At 72.4% G+C, this 25,356-nt stretch carries 23 protein-coding genes; 12 read left to right on the forward strand and 11 right to left on the reverse strand.

The genetic code is table 11. From position 1 onward, the window contains the following. Positions 1-111 precede the first annotated feature (111 nt). On the reverse strand, positions 112-585 hold the full coding sequence (locus tag HD597_RS29825; protein WP_253746251.1) for a hypothetical protein: 474 nt from the start codon (positions 583-585) through the stop codon (positions 112-114). A gap of 129 nt (positions 586-714) precedes the next feature. On the opposite strand from HD597_RS29825, the gene HD597_RS29830 reads away from it, so the two are divergent. The 3 genes from HD597_RS29830 to HD597_RS29840 all read left to right on the forward strand — a co-directional run bounded on the left by HD597_RS29830 (position 715) and on the right by HD597_RS29840 (position 2,769). Beyond that, a complete protein-coding gene (locus tag HD597_RS29830; RefSeq protein ID WP_253746252.1) occupies positions 715-1,254 on the forward strand; it encodes an MFS transporter in 540 nt (179 codons plus the stop codon). A 48-nt stretch (positions 1,255-1,302) separates the two neighbouring features. Next, a complete protein-coding gene (locus tag HD597_RS29835; protein WP_253746253.1) occupies positions 1,303-2,025 on the forward strand; it encodes a YcnI family copper-binding membrane protein in 723 nt (240 codons plus the stop codon). A gap of 315 nt (positions 2,026-2,340) precedes the next feature. Continuing rightward, positions 2,341-2,769, forward strand: a complete 429-nt coding sequence (locus HD597_RS29840; RefSeq protein WP_253746254.1) for an alpha/beta hydrolase — start codon at positions 2,341-2,343, stop codon at positions 2,767-2,769. Between the two features lie 74 nt (positions 2,770-2,843). On the opposite strand, the gene HD597_RS29845 is transcribed toward HD597_RS29840, so the two are convergent. The 3 genes from HD597_RS29845 to HD597_RS29855 are packed head-to-tail and all read right to left on the reverse strand — an operon-like array spanning position 2,844 to position 5,969. Continuing rightward, entirely contained in the window at positions 2,844-3,821 is a 978-nt protein-coding gene (locus HD597_RS29845) for an ABC transporter permease (protein ID WP_253746255.1), read from the reverse strand. After that, positions 3,808-4,794 (reverse strand): ABC transporter ATP-binding protein, encoded by a 987-nt coding sequence (locus tag HD597_RS29850; protein WP_253746256.1) that lies wholly within the window; start codon positions 4,792-4,794, stop codon positions 3,808-3,810. Before HD597_RS29850 ends, HD597_RS29845 begins: the two co-directional genes overlap by 14 nt. Beyond that, positions 4,791-5,969 (reverse strand): LolA family protein, encoded by a 1,179-nt coding sequence (locus HD597_RS29855; RefSeq protein ID WP_253746257.1) that lies wholly within the window; start codon positions 5,967-5,969, stop codon positions 4,791-4,793. Before HD597_RS29855 ends, HD597_RS29850 begins: the two co-directional genes overlap by 4 nt. Positions 5,970-6,147: 178 nt before the next feature. Between HD597_RS29855 and HD597_RS29860 the strand changes: the two genes are divergently transcribed. The 3 genes from HD597_RS29860 (at position 6,148) to HD597_RS29870 (ending at position 9,459) form a co-directional block, all read left to right on the forward strand. Beyond that, positions 6,148-6,822: a response regulator transcription factor gene (locus tag HD597_RS29860; RefSeq protein ID WP_253746258.1), complete on the forward strand. Its 675-nt coding sequence runs from the start codon at positions 6,148-6,150 to the stop codon at positions 6,820-6,822. Continuing rightward, positions 6,815-8,161: a sensor histidine kinase gene (locus HD597_RS64835; RefSeq protein ID WP_308210715.1), complete on the forward strand. Its 1,347-nt coding sequence runs from the start codon at positions 6,815-6,817 to the stop codon at positions 8,159-8,161. The genes HD597_RS29860 and HD597_RS64835 overlap by 8 nt, the downstream gene beginning before the upstream one ends. Before the next feature lie 119 nt (positions 8,162-8,280). Next, the gene (locus HD597_RS29870; protein WP_253759535.1) at positions 8,281-9,459 is read left to right on the forward strand and encodes a ScyD/ScyE family protein; all 1,179 of its coding nucleotides are present in this window, start codon (positions 8,281-8,283) and stop codon (positions 9,457-9,459) included. A gap of 139 nt (positions 9,460-9,598) precedes the next feature. Here the strand turns inward: HD597_RS29870 and HD597_RS29875 are convergent, their stop codons facing one another. Then, positions 9,599-10,468 carry a LysR family transcriptional regulator gene (locus HD597_RS29875; protein WP_253746259.1) on the reverse strand — a complete coding sequence of 290 codons (870 nt, stop codon included), beginning with the start codon at positions 10,466-10,468 and terminating at the stop codon, positions 9,599-9,601. A gap of 267 nt (positions 10,469-10,735) precedes the next feature. On the opposite strand from HD597_RS29875, the gene HD597_RS29880 reads away from it, so the two are divergent. Then, positions 10,736-12,019 (forward strand): neutral zinc metallopeptidase, encoded by a 1,284-nt coding sequence (locus HD597_RS29880; protein WP_253746260.1) that lies wholly within the window; start codon positions 10,736-10,738, stop codon positions 12,017-12,019. Positions 12,020-12,153: 134 nt separating this feature from the next. Then, positions 12,154-13,926 carry an LCP family protein gene (locus tag HD597_RS29885; protein WP_253746261.1) on the forward strand — a complete coding sequence of 591 codons (1,773 nt, stop codon included), beginning with the start codon at positions 12,154-12,156 and terminating at the stop codon, positions 13,924-13,926. A gap of 10 nt (positions 13,927-13,936) precedes the next feature. On the opposite strand, the gene HD597_RS29890 is transcribed toward HD597_RS29885, so the two are convergent. The 3 genes from HD597_RS29890 to HD597_RS64840 all read right to left on the reverse strand — a co-directional run bounded on the left by HD597_RS29890 (position 13,937) and on the right by HD597_RS64840 (position 18,829). Then, positions 13,937-15,154 (reverse strand): cytochrome P450 family protein, encoded by a 1,218-nt coding sequence (locus tag HD597_RS29890; RefSeq protein WP_253746262.1) that lies wholly within the window; start codon positions 15,152-15,154, stop codon positions 13,937-13,939. A gap of 55 nt (positions 15,155-15,209) precedes the next feature. Then, positions 15,210-16,550 (reverse strand): hypothetical protein, encoded by a 1,341-nt coding sequence (locus HD597_RS29895; RefSeq protein WP_253746263.1) that lies wholly within the window; start codon positions 16,548-16,550, stop codon positions 15,210-15,212. Positions 16,551-16,789: 239 nt separating this feature from the next. Beyond that, positions 16,790-18,829 carry a spermine/spermidine synthase domain-containing protein gene (locus HD597_RS64840; protein WP_276083057.1) on the reverse strand — a complete coding sequence of 680 codons (2,040 nt, stop codon included), beginning with the start codon at positions 18,827-18,829 and terminating at the stop codon, positions 16,790-16,792. A gap of 187 nt (positions 18,830-19,016) precedes the next feature. Between HD597_RS64840 and HD597_RS29905 the strand changes: the two genes are divergently transcribed. Further along, complete coding sequence (locus tag HD597_RS29905; protein ID WP_253746264.1) at positions 19,017-20,375, forward strand: S8 family serine peptidase; 1,359 nt, start codon at positions 19,017-19,019, stop codon at positions 20,373-20,375. 30 nt (positions 20,376-20,405) lie between these two features. On the opposite strand, the gene HD597_RS29910 is transcribed toward HD597_RS29905, so the two are convergent. Continuing rightward, positions 20,406-20,720: a DUF4190 domain-containing protein gene (locus tag HD597_RS29910; protein ID WP_253746265.1), complete on the reverse strand. Its 315-nt coding sequence runs from the start codon at positions 20,718-20,720 to the stop codon at positions 20,406-20,408. A 121-nt stretch (positions 20,721-20,841) separates the two neighbouring features. On the opposite strand from HD597_RS29910, the gene HD597_RS29915 reads away from it, so the two are divergent. After that, positions 20,842-21,711 (forward strand): ion transporter, encoded by an 870-nt coding sequence (locus HD597_RS29915; RefSeq protein WP_253746266.1) that lies wholly within the window; start codon positions 20,842-20,844, stop codon positions 21,709-21,711. A 66-nt stretch (positions 21,712-21,777) separates the two neighbouring features. Here the strand turns inward: HD597_RS29915 and rpsD are convergent, their stop codons facing one another. Next, positions 21,778-22,392 carry a 30S ribosomal protein S4 gene (gene rpsD / locus HD597_RS29920; RefSeq protein ID WP_253759538.1) on the reverse strand — a complete coding sequence of 205 codons (615 nt, stop codon included), beginning with the start codon at positions 22,390-22,392 and terminating at the stop codon, positions 21,778-21,780. A 78-nt stretch (positions 22,393-22,470) separates the two neighbouring features. Here rpsD and HD597_RS29925 point away from each other — a divergent pair, with 78 nt between their 5' ends. Together HD597_RS29925 and HD597_RS29930 are read left to right on the forward strand one after the other, a co-directional pair. Next, positions 22,471-23,172 carry a DUF2470 domain-containing protein gene (locus HD597_RS29925; protein WP_253746267.1) on the forward strand — a complete coding sequence of 234 codons (702 nt, stop codon included), beginning with the start codon at positions 22,471-22,473 and terminating at the stop codon, positions 23,170-23,172. Positions 23,173-23,277: 105 nt separating this feature from the next. Next, entirely contained in the window at positions 23,278-23,844 is a 567-nt protein-coding gene (locus tag HD597_RS29930) for a hypothetical protein (RefSeq protein ID WP_253746268.1), read from the forward strand. 23 nt (positions 23,845-23,867) lie between these two features. Here the strand turns inward: HD597_RS29930 and HD597_RS29935 are convergent, their stop codons facing one another. Then, entirely contained in the window at positions 23,868-25,328 is a 1,461-nt protein-coding gene (locus tag HD597_RS29935; RefSeq protein WP_253746269.1) for a multicopper oxidase family protein, read from the reverse strand. Positions 25,329-25,356 lie beyond the last annotated feature (28 nt).

Genomic DNA, 25,356 nt, shown 5'->3' on the forward strand with positions numbered 1-25,356 from the left:
GCTTTCGCCCGCAGGACGGGGAGGAGTTCGCGCTTTTCGCTGTGACCTACGTCACACGACTGCGGCCGCCTCCCCGCAGGGAGACGGCCGCGCCCGAAATCTTCACGAGGATCAGTAGTAGCTGCCCTCGGGCGTGCTCTCGTAGTCCTCGTCGAGCTCGTCGTCGCGGCGCGACCACCGCGAGGGCATCAGCACGGGTATGAACAGGGCCACGCCGAGCAGCGCGAACACACCTGTCGTGAGGAGAGTCCTGGCGCCGAAGCCGGCGTCGCGGACGATCTGGTTGACCGAGGGCTCGGTCGGGATGAAGGACAGCGCCCGGTTCATGTCGAGCGCGTACACGACCGTCCAGGCCAGCAGCACCATAGACGGGACGAAGGTCGCCAGCGGGGAGATCCGGCCGGCCATAACCAGGCCCGCGACGAGCCCCACCGCGGCCATCGCGCCGAGCGCGATCCACATCCGCTGGTTGTCCGGTGGGTTCGCCGCAGCGTTGCCGACGGCCTGCTGCACCGCCCATCCGCCGCCCCCGAGCACGGCCGCCGTCACCACCAGGCCGATCAGCAAACCACCTAAGTGCCGCAACGTTCTCACCTCTATGTCAGCGCGATCGGCACGACCCTAGCGACAAATGCCATTTTCGGACCAGGCATTGAGCAGCTTGGGACTCGAGGTCTCATCCTCCCTTGCCCCGTGAGAGCATGGAGCACACCCATGCGCGCGCGACTTCCCCTCCGGCTCGCGCGGACGGCCGCCTTCGCCGCCGTCTGCGTGACCCTGGCCGCGCTCGCCCACGTCCTCGGCGGCGGCGCCGCTCCCGCGCCCTGGGCCGCCGCGCTCGGGCTCGCGGGCGTGTCCGCGCTGGGGCTGGCGCTGTGCGGCAGGGAGCGCTCGGCGGGCACGATCAACCTGATGCTGGTCGGCGCGCAGGTCGGGCTGCACGAGCTGTTCGCCGGCGAGGGCGCCTCCTACGTGTCGGTGCACGGGCACGCCCAGGGCGGCCTGGCCGTCAACGCCGGCATGCTGCTCACGCACCTCAGCGCCACGGTGATCACCGGCCTGTGGCTGTCGCGCGGCGAGGCCGCGCTGTGGTCGCTGCTGCGCCGAATCGGGCGCCGCCTCGTCGTCCTGCTCTCCCCGGCCGCCGCGCCCGTGTCGTGGCCCGGCGCGCCGATCGTCCGCACCAGGGTGGTGCCTCCGCAGCCGGGTTTCCGGCACAGCGTGGCCAGGCGTGGTCCTCCACTTCCCGCCTGACCTTCTGACACCCCTTTCATCCCCCATCACCCAAGTGGAGCTTCCGACATGTCCTTCGTACGCCGTGCGGCCACCGTGCTCGCCGCCGCCACCGCGCTCACCGCCGGCCTGGCCCTGCCCGCCTTCGCCCACGTCACCATCCAGCCGGGCACCGCCGAGCAGGGCGGGTTCACCAAGGTCGCGTTCCGGGTGCCGAACGAGCGCGACAACGCCTCGACCACCAAGATCGAGGTCTCCTTCCCCACCGACCACCCGCTGGCCTTCGTCTCCGTCAAGCCCGTGCCCGGATGGACGGTCAAGGTCACGGAGGGCAAGCTGCCCGCGCCGGTCAAGACCGAGTACGGCGACCTCGAAGAGGCCGTCACCAAGGTCGTCTGGGAGGGCGGCAAGATCAACCCTGGGGAGTTCCAGGAGTTCGAGGTGTCCATGGGGCAGCTGCCCGAGGTGGACTCGCTGATGTTCCCGACCAAGCAGACGTACTCCGGGGGCGAGGTCGTGGACTGGTCGGAGGCTCCCAAGGCCGACGGCACGGAGCCCGAGCACCCGGCGCCCCTGCTCAAGCTGGTGCCCGCCGCCGACAAGGCCGGCACGGCCACCCTGTCCGCCACCGCGCCCGCCACGGCACCCGCCACCGCCCCGTCGGTGGCGCCGGTGGCGGCGGCCTCCTCCTCGGACGGCACCGCCCGCCTGCTCGGCGGGGCCGGGCTGGCCGTGGGCGTCATCGGCGTCGTGATCGGCGCCCTGGGCCTGCGCCGCCGCCCGTCCGCCTGAGCCCTGCCCCTGCTGAACACGAGGGCCCGCCGTCACTCCTTCTCTTCCAGCGGTCGTCGCACATCGCGGATGAGGGGATGCGGCGGACTCCGAGATCCGGGAGGACCTGACGGCGCCGGCGCAACGGACGCGATCCGACCGGTAAGCGTCTGGGGGCGCCACCGATGTGATCGGTGGCGCCCCCGGTCCGCCGCGCCAGTACTTCCCCAGCTGAACGCCTCGCACATCTGCCGGCGACCCGCGGCTGACTGGGCACCAGGTCTGAGAGGGGGCAGCCGCCATCGACCCGGCGATCACACTGGTCTGGCTCACCCGTTGCCCCGATCGGACGAGACGCTCCCTGACCCACCTGAACGTGGCGACCTCGACACCCACGACCGCACGTGCCGGCGCATCGCCGACGCCCGCGACGTCGAGGTGCTGGCCGTCGATCACCGGCGCGCGCCCCGGCATCCCTACCCCGCGGCCATCGAGGACGTGGCCGCGGTGCTGCGCTGGGCGCCCCCGGCGGCGGTGGCGGGCGACAGCGCGGGCTGGACGCCGGACCCGCAGACCGCGCGTGCGTTGCGCGACGAAGGCGACGCCTACGCCCATCGACTGGCGCAGACCGGCGCGCACGTGACGCACCGCCAAGAACCCGGCCTGGAGCACGGCTTCATCCAGGGCATGGACCTGACCTCCCCGGAGGCTGCCACCGCCCAGGAGCGGCTGTTCGACGACATCACCGCCCTGATCCACGAGTGAGCCCGCCGGCGAACGTGTTGCGATGACCCCTCGACCTCTGGAAGGCGGGCGCTGCGGACGTCCCGGGGCGGTGATCAGGAGGTGATGTCCTTGCCGGAGAACCGCGCCCACGCGATCGAGCCGAACAGCACGATGTACGCCCCGAACGTCAGCAGCCCGTCCCGCAGGGCCGCCACGTCGATCGGGGCGCGCAGCACCGCGTCGAAGTTGGTGAACCTGGTCGGCAGCAGGTACGGCGTGATCGAGCTCAGCTCCGGGATGGCCCGCAGCACCTGGCAGACGATGACCAGCACCACGGTCCCCGCGATGGCCCCGATGGACACCTCGGTGAACACCGACAGCGCCAGCGCGATCGCGGCCAGCGCCGCCATGCCGGCTCCGACGTACCCGACCGAGATGGCGATGCGCAGCAGCCCCTCGGCCAGCGGCACCGTGGTGCCGGACAGCAGCGTCACGTCCCCTGCCGGGAACAGCACCAGCCCCGTCACCAGCGCCGACAGCGCGACCACCGCCGTCACCGCGTACGCGTAGACGACCGCGTTGAGGTACTTGATCACCAGCAGCCGGGTACGGCCGGCCGGCGCGGCCAGCAGGTAGCGCAGCGTGCCGCCCCCGGCCTCCCCCGCGATGGAGTCGCCCGCCACCACGCTCACGGCCACCGGCATCAGCAGCAGCACCAGGAACGAGAACGAGACGAACGTCAGCATGAGGCTGTTGCCGGCCACGTCCTGGACGAGCCCGCTCATGTCGTCGTCGGACGAGCCGAACATGCGCAGCGCGACGCCGACCACGACCGGCACGACACCCAGCACGGCCAGCATGGCCAGGTTGCGCGGGCGGCGGAAGGTCAGGCCCAGCTCCGAGCCGAGCAGCCGCCAGAACGCCCACGTCGCCCGCGCCGCCGGCTCGGGCGGGGCCGCGGGCGCGGGCTCCGGCTCGTGGCGTTCGGTGGTGCGCATGGTCTCCGTCACCGGGACCAGCCCCGGCGTGCGCCGCGGCCCGAGCGTGGCCGTGCGCGCACCGGCCGCACCAGGGTCCTCACCCGTCGACATCGAAGCCCTCCCCTGTCAGTCCCACGAACACGTCCTCCAGGCTCGGCCGGACCACGGCCAGCCCGCGTACGGCCACGCCCTCCCCCACGAGCGCGGCGTTGACCTGCTCGGGCGCGTGCCCGCCCAGCTCCGCCGTGACCTCGCGGCCCTCGGCGCGCACGTCGGCCAGGCCGAGCCCGGCCAGCACCCGCGCGGCGTCGTCAGGGCCGGGCGTCTCCACCCTGATGCGGGCGGTCAGGCCGCCGCTCAGGGAGGCGATCGTGCCCTGCGCGACGAGCCTGCCGGTACGCATGATCGCGGCGTGCGTGCACATCTGCTCGACCTCGGCCAGCAGGTGCGAGGAGACGAACACCGTGGTGCCCTCGGCGGCGATCTCCTTGACCAGCGTGCGCACCTCGCGGGTGCCCTGCGGGTCGAGCCCGTTGGTCGGCTCGTCGAGCACGAGCAGCTCGCGCGGCCCCAGCAGCGCGGCCGCGATGGCCAGCCGCTGGCGCATGCCGAGCGAATAGTTGCGGTACCGCTTGCCCGCGGCGGCCGCCAGGCCCACCCGGTCGAGCGCGTCGGCGATCCGCCGCTTGGCGGTGCCGCGGTGCGCGGTCGGGTCGGCCGCGTCGAAGCGCATCAGGTTGGCCGTGCCCGACAGGTACGGGTAGAAGGCCGGCCCCTCGACCAGCGCGCCCACCTTGGGCAGGGCCCGGGCCTGCGGCAGCCCCAGGACGGAGTACTCGCCCTCCGTGGGCGCGACCAGGCCGAGCAGCATGCGGATGGTGGTGGTCTTGCCCGAGCCGTTGGGCCCGAGGAAGCCGAACACCGAGCCGCGCGGCACGGTCAGGTCGAGCGCGTCCACGGCGACCTGGCCGCCCTTGAAGCGCTTGGTCAGCCCCCGGGTGCGGATCGCGGCGCCCTCGCCGGTGTCCCCGGAGGGCGGGGCCGCCCCGAAGGGCGCCCCCGCTTCCTGCGTGACGGTGGTCACCTGACGCCCGCCGCCTTGGTGATCTCCTCCGGGGTGACCGCGCCGACCAGCAGCCGGCCGTCGTCGGTCAGCAGGGCCGTGACGAGCTTGGTCCTGATCAGCCTGCCGGAGCCCCACGTGCCGCTCACCGGGGTGGCGGACTTGAGCACGCTGTCGACCAGCGCGGCCGGGTCGCCGCCCTGGCCGCCGCCGAAGCGGCCCTCGCCGCCCTCGGGCGTCCCGGCCTGCCGGGCCGCCGTCAGGTCCGACAGGGAGAACGGCACGACCGCGACGGCCGACCAGCCCTGTCCGACGACCTTCAGGTCGTCCGCGACCTCCCTGGCGTGCTCGGCGCGCTTCTCCGCGGTGGCGGTGTCGTCCTCGTTCAGGCCGAGCGTCCGCTCCTCCACCTTGGCGCCGGCGGGCGGGGTGAAGGTGAAGTTCTCCGCCGCCGGCGGGGTGAACGTCACCTGGGTGAACCCGATCTGGTACGCCGGCTCGGCCGAGCCCTTGGCGTACACCTGGACCTGGAGCGGGACGTACGTCTCGCCGTCGAGGGCGATCCGGATCTCCTGCACCAGGGAGCTCTCCTCCTTGGGCGCCAGCACGAGCTGGTAGACCGGGCGGCCGGCCACCTCCGCCGTGTTGATCACCCGGACCGCCGTGTGCTGGTCGGCGTTGGCCAGCAGCCGCTCGGCGAGCTGCTGCGGCGTCAGCTCGGTCTCCTGGGGCAGCGGCGTGGCGTGCGCCGCCGGGCCGCCGGCGCCCTGCTTGACGGTCAGCCTGGTGGCGGTGTTGGTGGCGCTGTCCCAGTACCAGGCCTGGCCGCCGTTCAGGATCAGGTTGGTCTCGTTGAGCTGGGTCGGCATGGCCACGCGGAGCTTGTCGCTCGCGCCGTACCAGACCTTCACCTCGTGCGAGCCGGACAGCAGGCTGAGCGGCGAGACCGCGCCGGTCGCCGGCAGCGCCGGCAGGCCGAGCGAGGCCGTCTGCTGCACGGTGCCGGACATGGGCGGGATGCCGCCCTTGCTGCTGGTGGCCGCCACCGCGTCGGCGAGCAGTTGCCCGGCCGAGCGCTCAGGCAGCACGGGGTCGCCGCTGACCGCGGCTATGACGGGGCCGGCGCCGATCGCGGCTCCGATCACGGCCGCGGCCGCGATCGGCACTCCCCACCTCACGAACGTGCCTCTGCGCATCTCACTCCTTAACGGTATGTCGATGCCCAGAGCCTGCGTCATGCTTCCTGTGGCAACCCTGAGACAGTCTGAGACGGCTCTCAGGCCAGGCAGGTTCCCCCTGGTGGAGTGGGAGCCGTCTGAGATGACTCTCAGGCTTCTCAGCGTTGTCTCAGCGCGAGGACGGGAGAATTGCCGTATGAGGGTACTTGTCGTCGAGGACGAGCGGCGGATGGCGGCCGCGCTGCAGCGCGGGCTGCAGGCGGAGGGGTTCGCCGTGGATCTCGCGCACGACGGCGAGGAGGGGCTGCACGCCGCCAGGCAGGGCGACTACGACGTCGTGGTGCTCGACATCATGCTGCCCAGGCTGTCCGGCTACAACGTGTGCAAGCAGCTGCGGGCCGAGGAGAACTGGGTGCCGATCCTGATGCTCTCGGCCAAGGACGGCGAGTACGACATGGCCGACGGGCTCGACCTGGGCGCCGACGACTATCTGACCAAGCCGTTCTCGTACGTGGTGCTGGTGGCCAGGCTGCGGGCGCTGATGCGGCGCGACGCGGGCCGGCGGCCGTCGGTGCTGATGGCGGGCGACCTGTCGCTGGACCCGGCCAGGCGCCGGGTGGAGCGCGGGCAGAGCCCGGTCGAGCTGACGCCCCGGGAGTTCGCGCTGCTGGAGTACCTGATGCGGCGGCGGGACGAGGTGGTGTCGAAGTCGGAGATCCTGGAGCACGTGTGGGACACCTTCGACACCGACCCGAACGTGGTCGAGGTGTACGTCGGCTACCTGCGCCGCAAGATCGACGCCCCCTTCGGCAGGAACGCCCTGCAGACCGTGCGCGGCGCCGGCTACCGGCTGGCAGGCGACGGTGGCTGATTCGCCGCTGGTCTGGTGGCGGCGGCAGGGGCTGCGTTTCCGGCTCACGGTGGCCGCCGCCGCGGTGCTCGCGCTGGCGCTGGCCCTGTCGGCGACGGTGCTGGTGACGGTGCTGGAGCGGGCCCTGATGGACACCGTGGACGACTCCACCAGGGCGCAGGCCCAGGCGGTGCGGGTGGCGGCCGACGCGGGCACGCTGACCAGCCCGATCACCACGCACGACGGCACGATCGTGCAGGTGCTCGACGCGCGGGGGCGGATCACGCACGTCACGTACGGCGCCGACCGGCTGGTGCCGATGCTGGACGCCCGGGCCAGGGCGCGGGTGCTGCAGCGCGGGGAGGCGACGCTGCTGGACGGGCGGCCGTACGCGATCCCGGGGTTCCTGCGGGTCGTCGTGCTCAGCGCGGACCACGGGCAGACGGTGGTGGCGGCCCGTCCCATCAGCGAGATCCAGAACAGCCTGGTCACGGCCGGGCGGGTGCTGCTGGTCGGCACGCCGGCGCTGGTGGTGCTGCTGGCGGTGGCGAGCTGGCTGATGATCGGCCGTACGCTGCATCCCATCGCGGCGCTGCGCAGGGGCGCGGCGGACATCACGCACACCGCCAGGTCGCGCCGGCTGCCGGTGCCGCAGTCGCGGGACGAGGTGCACTCCCTGGCCACCACGCTCAACGACATGCTGGCCAGACTGGAGGAGGCCGAGCAGCGCCAGCGCGCGCTCGTCTCCGACGCCGCGCACGAGCTGCGCAGCCCGCTGGCCAGCATCCGGCTGCAGCTGGAGGTGGCGCTCGGGCATCCCGACGGGCAGGACTGGCAGGAGACGGCCGAGGGCGTGCTGGAGGACACGATGCGGCTGTCCCGGCTGGCCGAGGACCTGCTCGCGCTGGCCAGGCTGGACGAGCGCGGCGGCGTGCCCGCCCGGCGCGAGCCGGTCGACCTGGACGAGGTGGTGCGGCAGACGGCGGACCGCTACGCCGAGGCGCGGCTGACGGTGTGCGACCCGGTCGTGGTCCGCGGCGACGCGCTCGACCTGAGCCGGGTGCTGACGAATTTGATGGACAACGCGGTCCGCCACACCGCATCCAAGGTCGAGGTGGCGCTGACCGCCGACGGCGTGCTGACCGTCACCGACGACGGGCCCGGCATTCCCGAGCAGGATCGCGAGCGGGTCTTCAACCGCTTCACCCGGCTCGACTCCGGCCGCAGCAGGGACGAGGGCGGCGCGGGGCTGGGGCTGGCCATCGTGCGCGAGACCGTGCGGGCGCACGGCGGCACGGTGGTCCTGGAGGACGCCGAGCCGGGGCTGCGGGCCGTGGTCCGCCTCCCGGTGGCCGGCTGACGCGGGCCGCTCGCGCTGCGTGCCGGGGCCCGCGCCCCGGGGCGGCCCGCCAGACCATTCCTGTCACCTTGGAGGGCCGGACCCTGGTCACCGGGCGCCTGCCGTGTTACGCACGGGGCATGCGCGCAGCACGCGGGCGGCCTGGCGGCCGCGCCCTCCCGGCCGCCGCCTTCGCGGTGGGCCTCGCGTTCGCCGTGACCGCCGTGCCGGCCGCGGCCGGCTCCGGCCCTCGCCCGGCCGCGCCGCACGGGAGCATCGGGCAGGCCGCTCCGGGCGGGACCGCCGGGCGGGCCATGACGGTGATCGCCTCGGGGCTGGACAACCCCAGAGGGCTGAGCTTCGGCCCGGGCGGCGTCCTCTACGTGGCCGAGGCGGGCAGGGGCGGCCCCGGCCCGTGCATCGTCGGCGCCCAGAACCAGACGTTCTGCCTGGGCCCCACGGGAGCCGTGACGGCCGTCTCGAAGGCCGGGCAGCACCGGGTGGTGACCGGCCTGCCGTCCCTCGGCACGCCGGACCTCAGCGAGGTGCTCGGCGCCCACGACGTGGCCGCGGCGCGCGGCGGGCTGCTCATCCCGATCGGCCTGGGCACCGACCCGGCCAGGCGCGCGCAGCTCGGCCCGGGCGGGGCCGCCGTCGCCACGCTGGTCAAGGCATCGGGCAAGCGCTGGCGAAGCGTCGCCGACCTGGGCGCGTACGAGGCCGCCCACGATCCCGACCAGGGCCGGCCGGGCACCGGCCCGGACAGCCAGCCGTACGCGGTGCTGCCCGACGGCGCGGGGGCGCTGGTCGTGGACGCGGGCGCCAACGACCTGTTGCGAGTGCGCCCGGGCGGCCGGATCTCGACGGTCGCCGTGTTCGACGTCCGTCTCGTGCCGGGGCCAGGCGGCGGCGAGATCCCGATGCATCCCGTGCCGACGAGCGTGGCCCGCGGCCCCGACGGCGCCCTGTACGTGGGCCAGCTCACCGGCTTCCCCTTCCCCGTGGGGGGAGCCAGTGTGTGGCGCCTGGCGCCGGGCGAGCGGCCGCGGGTGTACGCCTCCGGCTTCACCAACATCGTGGACGTCGCCTTCGACCGGCGGGGCCGGCTGCTGGTGCTGGAGATCGCCGCCGGCGGGCTGCTGTCGGGCGACCCGGCGGGAGCCCTGCACCGCGTCGAGCGTGACGGCACCAGGACGCTCATCGCCAGGGAAGGACTGTTCACCCCCACGGGGGTGGCGGCCGGGCCGGACGGCGCGTACTACGTGTCCAACAGGGGCACGCTGGCGGGGTCCGGGGAGGTGCTGCGGATCACGGGCTGACGGCGGGATTGCCGGGCGGCCGTCGGCTCCCGGAGGCCATCAGGGGCGCGGCGCCGATGCCGGGCCCCACGTGGCTGCTGTCGTCTCGTGCTCCGTCAGGTCACGCGAGACGGGAAATGGATCGTTCCCAAAGGAGTCGTCAGGCGGCGGTTCCCTTCTCCGCGGTGGCCAGGAAGTCCTGGGCGATGAGCGGGAGGCGGCGGCGGGCGTGCACGACGGCGATCACGCGGCGCACCGCGGGTTCGAGCGAGCGCACCACCAGGCCCGCGCGTCCGGCCTGCTCGGCCATGCCGCGGTACCACAGCAGCGACGCCTGGCCCGCGCGGACGGCGTTGAGCCAGCCGTTGCGTTCGTCGGTCTCGAGCACGACCACCGGGGTGACCGCGTACTTGCCGAACATCGCGTCGAGCTCCCTGCGCCGCATGCTGCCGCGGGCGGGCAGTGCCAGGCGCATGCCGTGCAGCTTGCCCATCGGCACCGGGTTGGGCAGGTCGAGCCCCGGTGGGGAGATCAGGACGATCTCCTGGCGTTCGAGGGGGTGGGTGATGAGGTCCGTGGGCACGGGCAGGTCCGTGAGGCCGAGGTCGGCCCGCTGGTCCCTGATGGCGCTGACGACGCCGTCTCTGCCGTCGCAGCGCACGATGTGCACGCGTACGCCTGGATGCTCGGCCGCGTAGGCGGGCAGCAGCCGCCCCGCGAGACCTGGCTCGAGGCTGGGGGTGGACGCGATGCGGAGCTCCGCGTCGGTGGGGGTGATCTGGTTGGCCAGGCCCTCGATCTCGTGGACCGCGTCGAGTGCCTCCCTCGCCAGCTTGACCACCCGGCGTCCCTGCGCGGTGACGACCACTCCGCGCCCGGACCGGGCGAACAACGTCATGCCGAGCTCGCGCTCGAGATCGCGGATCGCGCGGGAAAGCGCAGGCTGCGCGATGTAGAGCGACCTGGCCGCGTCGGTCATGGTGCGGTGCTCCGCAGTCGCGACCACATAGCGGAGCTGCTGGAGATTCATGCAAAAGAAGCTAGGACAACGCCCGTCTCCCGGACCGGGAGATAGCGGAGATCACCTCGAATGATTTCGGACTGTAACCGAGCACTGCTACATCCGTGACGGGTGATAAATCAGTATGCTTTTGCCCCAAATTTGGCAAGGGTCCGACAAGTCGCACGGCAAGTGCCTCCATTTCGGACAACGGGGCTACGGGGAGACACGGTGACAGGGAACGGGCAGTATCCACCCCCGCCACAGGGGCCAGGGCAGCCCCAGCGGCCTCCTTCGTTGCCCTGGCCGCCACCCGGATACCGGCAGCCGCAGCCGCAGGGGGGCGCCTACCCGCAGCCGCCCCAGCCGCCGCCACCCCCGCCTCCGCCGAACCCCTACCAGCAGCAGCCGGCCTACCCGCAACCGCCGTACGGGCAGCCGCCCCACGGCCAGCCGCCGTACGGGCAGCAACCGTACCGGCAGCAGCCGCCCCCTCCGCCTCCGCCGCCACCACCACCGCCGCCCATGCCGCCGCAGCAGTGGCACCGGCCGCCGCAGCCGAGGAAGTCGGGGATGGGGGTCCTCGGGGTGCTCGGCGCCGTCTTCGGCTCGCTGGCGGCGCTGTTCGTGCTCATCGTCGTCGGGGCGGTGATGTTGTCGGCCTCGTCCGGCTCGGACACCTCCACGCCGGTGGCGGTCCCGACGTACGAGCCGTCCGAGGAGCCGTCCTTCAGGGCCACCGAGGACCCGGAGCCCGACCCGTCGCGCAGCCAGCAGCCCACGCCGGCCCAGAGCGAGGACGACGACGAGCCCTCGACCACCGTCACGCCGCCCGCCCAGGTGACGGTGAACACGAGCCTGAAGAACAACAGCGTCTACCGGGCAGGCGTGCTGCCGCGGCTGAACTGCCCGGCCGGCAACGCCAGCATCTTCAGCCACAGCCAGCTCAAGTCGCTGATCATCAAGACCGGCAGGTGCATGGACCGGGCCTGGAAGCCGGTGCTGGAGAAGCAGGGCTTCAGGTTCAGCCCGCCCAGGTACGCCGTCGCGGCCCAGAGCGGCCGGGGCGCCTGCGGCGACTACCCGTCGCCGGGCAGCACGGTGCCGTACTACTGCCCGCAGAACAACACGATCTACGCGTCCACCTCGGCCATGGCCAGGGGCCGCGGCAACGCCGCCGGCTACGGCCAGATCATCACCTGGCACGGCGGCATCATCGGCATGATGGCCCACGAGTACGGCCACCACGTCCAGAACCTCACGGGCCTGATGAACTCCTGGTGGTCCGCGACCCTCGACTCCTCCAGCCAGAGCGGCAAGCTGGCGCTGAGCCGGCGGCTGGAGCTGCAGGCCAACTGCTTCGGCGCCATGTGGATGCGGTCGGTCGCGGCGACGTACCCGGTGAACACGTCCAACCGCACCCGGCTGTTCTGGTTCTTCAGCCAGGTGGGCGACCATCCGGGTTATCCGCGCGACCACGGCAAGCCGGTGAACAGCGGACGGTGGTTCCGCCAGGGGTGGGAGAGGAACCAGGCATACCAGTGCAATACGTGGCTGGCGCCGTCCTCAACAGTCTCCTGATGGTCCCGTGGCGTTCATCTCAGCTTGGGCACATGTCTCTGATGTCCAGGTATGGGGACTAGAATCCTGGCAATCTTGTGCCGATCGGGGGGCAAAACGTGGGTTTTGCCTGGTAGGCGTGTAAGGAGCCAGGTGTGAGCAATCGCGATGGGGTAGACACCACGCCGGAAGGCAGGAAACGGCGCCCCACGCGACGATCGCGCCCGAATTCCGGCGCGAACGGCAGGCCCGCGCCGGACGCCAAAGGCGCCCCGGCTCCTGACGCCGCGGGCGCCTCCGCTCCTGACGCCACCGGCGGGCCGGCCCCCGGAAAGCTCGTCGCCGGGTCCGCCCGCCGCCCGCCCGGCCCTGGCAGACCCGGTGAGCCCCCCGCGCCTGGCAGGTCCCCCACCACTTCGCGCCTGGGCAAGCTCCGCTCCGGCTCCGGCTCCGGTTCGGGCGCGCCGCGCTTCGCCAGACCGCTGACCCCCGCCGCCGTGCTCGGCTGGACGGCCCTGTCCGCCGTCGTGCCGGGCGCCGCCCACCTGCGGGCCGGGCGCCGCCGCACCGGGCTGGCGCTGGTCGGCGTGTACGCGGTGCTGCTGCTCGCGGCCCTCGCCTACGGCCTGAGCATCGCCGGCGACCTGGCCAACGCGTCCATCCTCGTGGACGACTCGAACATGGTCCTGGTGGTCGTCCTCGCCTCGGTGCTCGCGCTGGGCTGGTTCGCGGTGGTGGTGACCTCCTACGTGGTCCTCGGCCCGAACAGGCTGCCCCAGCAGGGCCAGGTGCTGACCGGCATCGTGGTGGGCGTGCTGTGCGTGGCGGTCATGTCGCCGTTCGCGCTGACCGCCAACTACGTCGTGACCCTCAGGGACGCGGTCGGGTCCATCTTCAAGTCCACCCCCGAGCCGGGCCAGCCGCAGGTGACCCACGACGCCGAGAACCCCTGGGGCGACAAGGAGCGCGTCAACTTCCTGCTCATCGGCGGCGACGCGGCCGGCAACAGGACAGGCGTGCGCACCGACAGCATGAACGTGGCCAGCGTCGACCTCAAGACCGGCGCCACCGTCCTGTTCAGCCTCCCGCGCAACATGCAGCACGTGCGCTTCCCCGCCTCCTCCCCGCTGCACAAGCAGTTCCCGAACGGGTTCATGGCCGAGCTGCCCAACGGCGGCCTGCTCAACGAGGTCTGGCAGTACGCCAACGACAACCCGCAGCTCATGGGCGCCAAGAACCAGGGCCCGCGCGCGCTGATGGACGCCATCGGCTTCACCCTCGGCCTCAAGATCGACTACTACATGCTGATGAACATGTACGGCTTCGCCGACCTCGTGGACGCCATCGGCGGCCTGAAGATCAGGGTGGAGCAGGACGTCAAGTGGGGCGGCCTCTACGGCACCGCGGGCACGATCAAGGCCGGTTACCGGAAGCTCTCCGGCGAGGAGGCCCTGTGGTACGGCCGCTCCCGCGTCGGAAGCGATGACTTCTCCCGCATGTCCCGCCAGCGTTGCGTCATCGGCGCCTTCGCCCAGCAGGCGACCCCCACGGTGATCCTCAGCAGGTTCGAGAAGATCGCCGGCGCGGCCAAGCGGCTGGCCCAGACCAACATCCCGCGCCCCCTGGTGCAGCCGCTGGTGGAGCTGGCGGTCAAGGTCAAGGACGCCAGGATCACCAGCTTGCAGTTCGTGCCGCCGGAGTTCTACTCGGGCCGCCCCGACTGGGCCAAGATCCGTACGGCGACGAGGAAGGCGATCAGCGACTCGCTCCGCCCGGCCCGCCGCGCCCAGACGGCCAACGTGAGCGCCTCCCCGAGCGTCACCGGCTCCACGCCCGCCAGGCCCCGCACGGCCACGCCCACGCAGACGCCGACCCGCAACACCCAGAAGGCCGGCGCCCAGTCCCTGGACGACCTCTGCGGCCTCTGAGCCCGGCGGGCTAGCCGAACGTCACGGGCAGCTCGCGCGGCCCCCGTACCGTGAGGCTGGCACGCCACCGCAGCCGCTCCATCGGCACGGCCGGCGCGAGGCCGGGCAGCCGGGCCACCTCCGCCAGGGCCGCGCGCCCGACGAGGCGTGCCAGCAGAGCTCCCAGGCAGTAGTGCGGCCCGTGCCCGAAGCTCAGGTGGGCGTTGTCCTGCCGGGTGAGGTCGGGCACGTCGGGGCCGGCGAACCTGAGGGGGTCGCGGTTGGCCGCGGCCAGCGCCACCAGGAGCGGCTGCCCGGCCGGCAGCACGACCCCGCCGATCTCCACCGGCTCCAGGGCGAAGCGCCACGTGGCCAGCTCCACGGGGCTGTCGTGGCGCAGCAGCTCCTCCACGGCCTGCTCGATCAGCTCGGGCCGGGCGCGCAGCAGCTCCAGCGCTTCCGGGTGCCGCAGCAGCGTGTACGTGCCCAGCCCCACGAGCCCCACCGTCGTCTCGTGCCCGGCCACGAGCAGCAGGAAGATCATCGACAGCAGCTCGTCCCCGCTCAGCCGGTCGCCGTCCTCGGCCGCCGCGATCATGGCGCTGATCACGTCGTCGCCGGGCGCCCGCCGCTTGCCCTCGGCCAGCCCGCCCACGTACGCGCCCAGCGCCCGCAGCGCCGCGGGCCTGGCGTCCGGGTCCCCCGGCTCCCCCGGCTCCCCCGGATCCGACGACGACACCACGGCCGCCGTCCACCGCTGGAAGTCCGTACGGTCGGCCGCCGGCACCCCGAGCACGTCGCAGAGCACCCCGGACTGCAGCGGCGCGGCGAAGTCGCCCACCAGGTCGGCCCCGGACGACAGCCCGGCGGCGAGCTCGCGGGCGGCGGACTCGATCCCCGGCCGCAGCCCCGCCAGCCGGCGCGGCGTGAAGAACCCCGACACCACGCGGCGCAGCCGGGTGTGCTCGGGCGGGTCGGTGGTGAGCAGGTGCGTGCCGAGCCCCGACCGGTCCTCCAGCGGCCGCCCGCGCCCCGCCTCCCGCCAGTCGGCGGGCGCGTGGCGCGGGTCCTTGCTCAGCCGCGGGTCGGCGAGCGCGGCGCGGGCGTCGTCGTAGCGGGTCACGAGCCAGCCGTACAGGCCGTTGCGCAGGGTCACCAGGCGGGGCTCGCCGGACGCCCGCAGGTCGGCGTAGGCCGGGTACGGGTCGGCCACCAGCCCTTCGTAGCCGGGCAACATCTCGTTCAGCATGCGTGCGGACTCCAGGGTGGACGGGCGGCGGGCGGCAGGGCCCGCCGCGCCGCCGCTACTTGCCGAGCTGTCCCAGGATCCAGTCGGCGAGCACGCCTGTCACCTCGCCGTGCTCGGAGTTGTGCGAGTCGCACTGGTAGTCGTCGAGCTGGCTCTGCTCGGGCGACAGGGACGTGATGTCGGTGTAGAGGTCGACCGGCCACTCCAGCGGGTCGTACTGGAGGGCGACGGCGCTGACCGAGGGCACGAAGCAGGTGGATCTGTACCGGCCGGCGATGGGCGCGCCCAGCTTGTCGGCGAGCATGCCGTACAGGGGCAGCGTGCCGCCCGGCACGCCGTCGAAGGCGCCGACGTCGCTGGTGTAGCTCTTGCTGGCCCACATCGGCACCGCGCGCATGCCGCCGAGGTGCCGGTTGACGCCCCGCTCCGGCTGCGTGCGCACGGTGGCGCCGACGAGGCCGCCCAGCTCGCTCCACTCGAACACGAGATGGTCGGGTGGCACGTTCCTGCCGGTGCCGTCGGCGGCCCCGTTGGCCACGCCGAGCTTGCGCGGCCGGACCGGGAACCAGCCGACGCGGCGCAGGTCCTCCAGGAACTCGGTGCGCAGCGGGCTGGCGGTGGCGACGGGCCCGGAGTAGCGGCCGCTCTCGACCCACGCCCACAGGAGCTGCTGGGCGGCGGGGCTGGCGATCAGGGCCGCCTGGCCGGGCTCGGCCGGGGAGAGGCTCTGGGCGAAGTACGCGAGCTGCTGGAGTATCAGCGGGATCCAGGCGCCGTTGTGCGGCGCGTCGTAGGACAGGTAGGTCGCGGTCTGGTGGTCCTCGCCGCGGTTCTCCATCTCGGCCAGCGCGTAGCGGGTGACGAGCCCGCCCATGCCGAGGCCGCCGACGATCAGCGGCGCGTTGCCGGCCCGCTCGCTGATGACGCGGCGGATGCAGGTGGCGGCCACGCCGGCGTTGGCCTGGATGTGCATGTGCCGGGCGCCGAAGCCGAGCAGGACGACGTCGATGCCCTGGGCGAGGAGCTGGCCCAGGAGCCGCTGCTGGTGGGGCGGGTAGGGCGTGTCGAGGTGGTGCCACAGGCCCCGCAGGTCGCTGGCCCCGTAGCCGAAGCCGTCGGCCAGGATCATCGGGCGGACGAGGCGCTCGTGACCGGCCGCGTAGTGGACGGCGGCGGTGCCGGTGGCGGTGCGGCCCTGGTAGGGCCAGGCGGAGGTGAGGGTCCACTCCATCTGCGGCGCCCGCGCCTGCTCTGCGGCGGGCGGCGCGGAGGCCGCGAACAGGACTCCCTTCGGGAGCACCGCGGCGATCTGCTCGGCACGACCGGCGGGCACCGGGTCGGACTCCTGCCGCAGGGCGAGCTCGACATCTATCCTTGCTGCCCCTTGTGTCGCCATGATTACACCTTTGCTCGTGGGTTTACCGGACGTCACCCCCGATCTCGTACCTCCGTTTCGAGAAGATGAATTTTCGCTTTTCGCAGACAAACGATCATCGCGATCAAGGCATGGCTGGTATCTCTACCTCACCTCGTGGTCACCGACAAATCAACCCATGCCGGAAACCGTTCATCTGACCATCGGTCAAGGAATTACTGAGAACATTTCGGAAATGCTCAGCGGTATTTCCGGAGCGGTCACACCAGCGCGGAGTTCTTCCTGGGCAGCAGGGCCAGAGCGCCCACGTAGAGCAGGGCCGCCACGATGAGCAGACCCTTGTAACCGATGACCAGGGCGACGTACTCCAGGCAGCCGCCGACCATGGCGCCCAGCAGGTTCGCGCCGAAAGAGGTGGTCGCGTCGGCCGTGTCGGCGAAACGTTTGGCGAACACCACGTTCGCGGCGAAGATCGGCAGGAACGCCACCGTCACGGCGGCCACCGCGCGCAGCGGGACGGGGAGCGACAGCAGCCATTCGTTCGGCACGAGCCAGGCCAGCAGCAGGCCCGCGAACAGCACGCCGTACATGACCGGCAGCGGCGGGGTGCGGAAGCGGCGGGTCACCTCGACGGCGGCGAGCACCGCGACGAGCACGCCGGCGAAGACGATCGCGTTGACCACCCACGTGGTGCCGAACAGCAGCGCGAACCCGGTCACGCTCTTGGTCTCCAGCAGCATGAAGCCCACGCCCAGCAGGAACAGGTCCGCGTACGGGCGCATCCGCCGGTACGGGCCCGCCACGACGCGCACGGCCAGCAGGCTGACGATGAGGATCAGTCCGAGCGTGATGACGTAGATCGGCGGGATCGTGCCCTCCTTCAGGTAGAGGAAGGGCCTGTCGTCGTCGGCGGGCTCGGGCGTGCCGGGGGCGGCGCCCGGCCATTCGGCGGCGCAGCGCTGGTCGGCGGGGGCCAGGCCGGCGGTGATGACGGCCTGCTGGCCGGCGGTGCTGACCACGTCCACGCAGGGCTTGTGGCCGAAGGCGCGCTGCATGGTGCCCGCCAGGCGGTCGACCAGCCAGCTCTCGCGGTAGTAGTTGTACATCGAGAACGTGCCGCCCGGCCTGAGGTGGGCGCGGGCCGCCCGCATGGCCTCCTCGGTGAACAGGTAGCTCTCCAGGCGCAGCGAGCTGGCGCCGGAGACGAGGGTAAGCGAGTCGGGCAGGGCGAACAGGATCAGGTCGTACTTGTCGCCGGTGCGCTCCAGGAAGGCGCGGCCGTCGGTGACGTGGGTGGTGACGCGCGGGTCCTGGTAGGGCCTGTCGGGGTGGACCGAGCCGCCGAGCTCGCGCAGCTTGGGGTCGATCTCGACGGCGTCGACGCGGGTGGCGCCCTTGGACAGCGCGATCGCCACGTCGGTGCCGCTGCCCGCGCCGACGATGAGCACGTCCTTGGGCGGCTTGGTCGTGCGCTCGTACGGCAGGCCGTACTGGGCCTCCCACTGCAGGCGGGCGTAGGCGGGCACGGCCTGCTGGTGCGGGATGCCGTTGACCGCGATGTCGGTGACGGGGATGCCGACCTGCACGAGCTGCTTGGTGGTGACCTTGTAGTACGGCGACCAGATCGCCCCGGCGGTGAGCGTCTCGGCCAGCAGCAGCCCGACCACGACCAGGGAGGGCACGGTCACGAGCCCCACGTAGAGCACGCGCGGCCTGGGCACGAGCAGCAGGCCGTAGCAGACGGCCGCGATGAGGCCCCAGAACACCGGCGGCGCGCTGAGGAACGACAGCGCGGTGAACGCGGCGATGCCGGTCAGGCTGCCGATCAGGTCGTAGCGGTAGGCCTCCAGGCGCGGCAGCTCGGGGAAGCAGCGCCCGACCAGCTCGGCGGGCCCCATGAGCACGACCGCGGCGGCACAGAAGATCACCGGCAGGATCGCCCACGCGGGTGGCCCGCTGGTGTGCAGGCTCGTCCAGTACAGGACGCCCTCGGTGTCGCGGTTGACGGTGACGGGGAAGGTGAGCACGACGATGGCCAGGACGGCCAGCACGATGGGCGAGTAGTACGGCTGCCGTTGCGAGCGCCCCACGCGCAGGAAACCGAGCCCGATCCCGAGGAAGGAGCCGAGCAGCACGAAATTGGTGAAATAACTGAGATGGACGATGTTCGACCCGGTCCACCGGATCAGCGCCAGCTCAAGGAAGAGCATGAAGGCACTGGCGAGGACCAGCCGCGGCCGCACCGCCAGCCAGTGGGCTTTTTCGCCGTCGTGGACCGGCTTTTGCGCCTGGAGCGTCATAAGGCCTCACCGTAGTGAACAGACCGAAAACAAGGAAGTCTGACGTCCCAGAACAAATGTCGTCCGCTTCGCCCCACTTAGGGAGTTTCCGCAGGTCAAAACACCTCAGATCCGCTGGACGTGGCCCGGGCGGATGAAGGAATGTTGGGAGGTTCGTTTCCCTCCACAAACGTCTCGGTGGTGACACATGCGGATCCTGATCCAGCTCCGTCCCTCCCCCGATCTGGTCGCGGCGGTCGTGGACCCCGGCCAGACCGCCACCACGGCCGACGTCGCCGACGGGCTGCCGGGCGTCGAGCTCGACCCCGCGTTCACGCCCGTGGCCGTGCCACGCCCGGTGCCCGCGGCGGGCGGCGATCCGCTCTCGCTCAGCCAGCCGCTGGACTACTCCCTGGCCGCGGAGGACGCCTCGGTGCTGGTGCGGGGCACGATCTCGGACGACGAGCTGACCGCCAGGGTCGCGCTGCTGCCCGCGCTCAGGCCGGACGTGGTGGGCGTCTTCGCCGACCCCGTCATCGAGTCCACCCCGGTGTGCGGGGGCGATCCGCCCTCCGGCGACTGGCACGACGTCGAGCGGCTGCTGAACGTGCCGGGGCTGCACGCGGAAGGGCTCGACGGCGACGGCGTGACCGTGGCCGTGCTCGACACCGGGATCAACGCCGCGCACACGGCCAGGCAGCTCGGCAGGGGTGTCACGGTCGACGCCGAGCGGTGCTGGAGCCCTTCGGGCGTGGCCGGCAGGCCGGGCGAGTTCGAGATCGACCACGGCACGATGTGCGCCTTCGACGCGCTCATCGCCGCCCCGCAGGCCACGCTGATCGACCTGCCGGTGCTGCTGTCCACCCGGCCCGGCGGCTCGGCGCTGGACGGGCTGCTGTCGGACGCGGTGGCCGCCTTCGCGCACCTGCGCACCGTGCTCGACGCCCAGCCCGCCGGGTCGCGGACGCTGGTGGTGAACAACTCGTGGGGCTCGTTCTCGCCCGAGTGGGACTTTCCCGTCGGGCATCCGGGCAACTACTCCGACAACGCGGCGCACCCGTTCAACCTGATGGTGGCCGCGCTCGACCAGGCCGGCGCCGACGTGCTGTTCGCGGCCGGCAACTGCGGGCGCGACTGCCCGGACGGCCGCTGCGCCTACTCCGGCCGGCCCATCGTGGGCGCCAACTCGCATCCCAGGGCGCTGTCGGTGGGCGGCATCGACGTCAACGGCGAGCGGGTGGGGTACTCCTCGCAGGGGCCGGGACGGCTGACCGCGCGCAAGCCGGACGTCTGCGCGTACACGCACTTCCTGGGATCCAGGGCGTTCGGCGCGGGGCGGCCCGACTCGGGCACCTCGGCGGCGGCGCCGGTCGCCGCGGGGCTCGTGGCGGCGGTGCGCACCCGCTGGCCGGCGAGCCGGCTGTCACCGGCCCAGCTCCGCGCGCTGCTGCGCAGGACGGCGGAGGACCGCAGCGAGGTCGGGTTCGACTACGACTACGGCTACGGCACCGTGGATCCGGCGGGGATCATCGCCGCGCTCCAGAAGCGGTTCAGGAACGGGGCCTGATCCCCTCCTCCTCTGAGGGGCGGGGGCCCTCTAGGAGGAGCACTCCATGACGGCGCCGATGACGCCCAGGGTCACGCCGAGGGCCACGAAGCAGAAGGTGACGATCAGCAGCACGGTGCCGATGATGCCGCAGATGCGCCCCGCCTGGACCATGCCGCGGTTCTCGTAGAAGTAGCCGCTCCCGTCGATCTCGCGCAGCGCCCTGTTGCCCATGGACCAGGCGAAGGGGCCGGTGAACATGCAGGCCACCAGGCTCACGATGCCGAGCACCAGGATGACCGTGCCGTTGGGATGGCTCTGCGGCGGCGGCCCGTAATTGCCGGGACCGTAATCGGGATAGGACATGGTCGCGGCACCCCCTCACCTTTGACAGCGACAGGTGCGCTTTTATACCACAGTCTCCTACTTGATCATCATGCGTCATCATGGTAGGGCCCATGATCCACCCCCGAGGAGCCCTGCCCCCGTGCGTGAACGCACCCGCGCCCTGCTCGCCCACCGCCACTTCCAGCGGTTCGTCATCGGCGTCATCCTGATCAACGCGGCCACCCTCGGCCTGGAGACCTTCCCCGCCGTCGTCGAGGAGTACGGCACGCTCCTGACCGTGGTCGACCACGTGGCGCTCTACATCTTCACCGCCGAGCTGGCCGCCAAGCTCTACGTCGAGCGGGCCGCCTTCGTGCGCGACCCGTGGAACCTCTTCGACACCCTCATCGTGGCCATCGCCTTCGCCTCCACGAACGGCGGCCTGTCGGTGCTGCGCGCCCTGCGGATCCTGCGCGTGCTGCGGCTGCTGTCGGTGGTGCCGAGCCTGCGCCGCGTGGTGTCGGCGCTGCTGCGCGCGATGCCGGGGATGAGCTCGATCGTGGTGCTGCTGTCGCTGGTGCTCTACGTGGCCGCCGTCATGGCCACGAAACTGTACGGGCAGACGGCGCCCCACCGCTTCGGCAGCCTGCCGACCTCGCTGTTCACCCTCTACCAGACGATGACGGGCGACGACTGGGGCAACATCGCCAGGGAGGTGATGAGCCGGCACCCCACCGCGTGGATCTTCTTCACCATCTTCATCCTCGTCTGCACGTTCGTCGTGCTCAACCTGTTCCTCGCGGTCGTGGTGAGCGCGATGGACGAGGAGAACGCCGAGGAGCGGGCGGCGCTGGAGGACACCTCGGCGCACATCATGGAGGACACCAGGGCCCACACCCAGCAGATCCTGGACGAGCTGGCCGCGCTGCGCAAGGAGGTCGCCGAGCTGCGCGCCCTGCGCGAGACGGCGCCCCAGGGCCCGCCCGCGGGCATGAAGAAGGCCCGGGGGAAGCGGTCACGGTCCGCGTGACCGCTTCCCCCGGGCTCGCTCCGGCCGGTCCGCTCCCAGGGCCGGCGGGAGCGGGCCGGGGCCTGGTCAGCGGGAGTAGAACTCCACCACGAGCTGCTCGTCCACCGGGACCGCGATCTGCTCGCGCTGCGGCCGGTCGACCAGCGTGAAGCGCAGCTCCTGCAGCTCGACCGACAGGTACGCGGCCGTGCGCTCGTCGGCGTACACGCCCTCCGCGGCGGCGACGAACGGCTGCATCCTGCGCGAGCGCTCGCGCACCGAGATGACCTGCCCCGGCTTGACCAGGTAGCTCGGGATGTCCACCTTGCGGCCGTCCACGGCGATGTGCCCGTGGCTGATGTACTGCCGGGCCGCGTAGATCGACGGCGCCAGGCCGGCCCGCAGCACGAGCGAGGCCAGGCGGCTCTCGAGGATCGTGACCAGCTCGGCGCCCGAGGCGCCCGACTTGCGCACGGCGAGGTCCCAGTAGCGGCGCAGCTGCCGCTCCGACACGTCGTAGTACCAGCGCAGCTTCTGCTTCTCCATCAGGCGCAGGCCGTAGTCGCCGGTGTTGCGGCGGTTCGTCTTGCGGCCGTGCTCGCCCGGCGGGTAGGGGCGCTGTTCGAAGTAGCGGACGGCTTTCCTGGTCAGCGGGACGCCCGCGCGACGCGACAGTCGCACCTTCGGGCCGGTGTAGCGCACGTTCACCTCGATGTGATTAGGTAATCCTTACTTAGGTAAGGCTAACCTACCACTATTGACGCTCTCAAGGAGGCCGCCATGCTGCCGATCCCCGAACGGGTCCGCACCCTCGCCGCGACGGCCAACGTCGCCAAGCTCTCCGTTGACGGCGCCCCCTCCCCCGCCCGCGGCGGGGTGGACGAGCGCGGCCGCCCCATCCTGCTCGTACGGCCCGGCGAGACCCTGCACGGGCTGCGCGGCGACGCCGTGGTGGCGGTGAACCTGACGGCGATGCGGCAACTGGGCACCGTCACCCACCCGCGCGGGCTGATCGAGGTGCAGGGCTGGGCGGAGGCCGTGCCGGAGGCCGAGGCCCGCTCGGCGGCCGTGGCGGTGGCCGCGCACACCGCGGACGAGACCCTGTTCGACGCGCTGGAGCGCTTCGGCCGGCCGGACGCGCCCCGGCTGCTGCGGCTGGACGTGGGACAGGTGGTCTATCTGACCGGGCAGGAGTCGGGCGTCCTGGACGCCGACGACTACCTGGGGGCGGCACCCGATCCGCTCACCGAGACGGCGGAGCGGGTGCTCGCCCACGTCAACGCCTCCCACCGGGCCCAGCTCGCGGCCGGTGTCGCGCAGCAGCTCGGCGAGCCGGCCGCGGAGGTGTGGCTGTGGGAGCTGGACCGGTTCGGGGCCACGGTGCGGGTGGACGAGTCGCTGGTGCGCTTCCCCTGGCCGAGCCCCGCGCGTTCCGGCGTGTGCCTGGAGACGTCGCTGCGCGGGCTGCTCTGCACCTGCTGACAGCCTGCTGTCAGAGTCGGCTGACAGCAGCGGTTGATCACATTTCGTCCCGCAAATTCCGCCTTCGGCCGGATGCGAGGGCCGCAGTCCCTACGATCCTTGACCGTGAGTGAGGCACGACGCAGAACCGGCACGGCGGGATCCGCCGACCAGGACGGACGGCGCAGGCGGATGCTGACGATCGTCGGCGTCCTGTGCGGCACGTTGCTGCTCGCCTGCACGGCGGTCTTCGTCGGCGGCGCGTTCAACGGCACCCGGGTCGACGCGGGCGGCCCCGGCGCCACCGCTTCCCCTTCCGGGCCTGAGGCCGACCCCGACGCCGACGCCGACGTCGACGCCGACCCCGACCTCGACGCCGAGCCCGGGCCCGGCTCCACCGGCGTGCAGTCGCCAGGGCCGATGAGCGCCCGGCCGCTCGTCACCACCCCGCAGGCGGCACGCAGCTCCACGCCGGCGCCCGCCCGCACCAGGACCAGGACGGCCGCGCCGTCACCGGCCAGCAGCGTCACCCGCTCCCGCACTCCGGCCCCGAGCCGGTCCGCGACGCCCGCCGCCACGCGCCCGCCGGCCACCGCGCCCGCCACCCCGGCGGTCACCACGTCCGAGCGCACGCCACCCGGCCACACCAGGAATCCCCAGGGGAACGGCAAGACCCGGGGCCCGAAGGGGTGAATCCGGGGCCGCGCGTGCTCCCGTCAGTGCGACAGGTGCGGGGTGGCGATCGTCCGGGACACCCGGCTCTCGGTGCCGGGCTCGACGATCACGAACTGGCCCATCATGCCGGAGTCCTCGTGCCGGAGGATGTGGCAGTGGTACATGTACGGCGTCACCGGGTCGGTGAAGCCGCCGAACTTCACCACGAGCCGGACGGTGCTCTTCGGCGGCACGTAGACGGTGTCCTTGTGGCCGCTCGCGTACGCCGCCGGCTTGTCCCCGTCCACGTCGAGCACCTGGAAGGCCACCTCGTGGATGTGGAAGTTGTGGGCGTAGACGGTGTTCTCGATCTCCCAGATCTCGGTGGCGCCGGCCGGGACCACCTCGTCGATCCGGGACAGGTCCATCTCCTTGCCGTTGATGGCGTCATGACCGTTGAGCCGGAACCGGCGGACTCCGGCGTTCGCGGGCACCACGATCGGGGCGGGCGCGGCCAGGCGGGCCGGCAGGCGGGGTGAGGAGGTGAGCCGCTGCGCCGCGACCAGCTTCAGCAGGTCGAAGTCGCCCTCGTCGATGTCGTCGCCGCCCGCGACGGTGCGCAGGAACACCTGCTCGCCCGGCGCGAACGCCACCACGACCTCCGCCCGCTCGCCCGGCGAGAGCGAGACCTGCTCCACCTCCACCGGGGCCGGCAGCAGCCCGGCGTCGTTGCCGACGACGTGGAACCTCCGGCCGTCGCCGAACACGAGGTGGTACCTGCGGGCGTTCGACCCGTTCAGGATCCGGAAGCGCACGCGCTCCGCCCGCACGGTCATGAACGGCGCGTGGACGCCGTTGACCAGCATGCGGTCGCCCAGGAGGCCGAAGGTGCCGCTCAGCACGTCGCCGGTCGGCGAGCCGTCCTCGGCGAGCTCCTTGTCCTGGAGGACGAGGGGCACGTCGTCCACCCCGTACGTCGAGGGCAGCTCCGGCGTGTCCCCGTCGTCGACGATGAACATGCCGGCCAGGCCGCGGTAGACGTGCATGGCGGTCCGGCCGTGCGGGTGCGGGTGGTACCAGGAGGTGGCGGCGGGCTGGTCGATCGTCCAGTGCGGGCTCCACGTGCCGCCCGGCTCGATCATCTGGTGCGGGCCGCCGTCCATCTTCGCGGGCAGCCGCATGCCGTGCCAGTGCACGGTGCTCGCCTCGGCCAGCCGGTTGGTGACCGTCATCCGCACCCGGTCGCCGCGGGCCGCCCGGATCGTGGGGCCGAGGTGCGGGCCGTTGAAACCCCAGGTCTCGACCGGCCTGCCCGGCAGGAGCTCGCTGCGGCCCCGCTGCATCGTCAGCGCGAAGTGCCGCGTCCCGTCCCGGTCCGGCTTCGGCTCCAGCAGCGGTGGCACCCGCAGCTCCGTACGGAAGGCGGCCGGATCGGCCGTTGCGGGCCGCTCACCGGAGCCGCAGGCGGAGGCGGAGGCCAGGCCGGAGAGGGCGGCGATGGCGAGGAACTGTCGACGGTTCATGGTCCCCGGATGATCTTTCGTGTGGGTG

This window comes from Nonomuraea thailandensis, assembly GCF_024172165.1.
GTDB classification, from domain to species: Bacteria; Actinomycetota; Actinomycetes; order Streptosporangiales; family Streptosporangiaceae; genus Nonomuraea; species Nonomuraea thailandensis.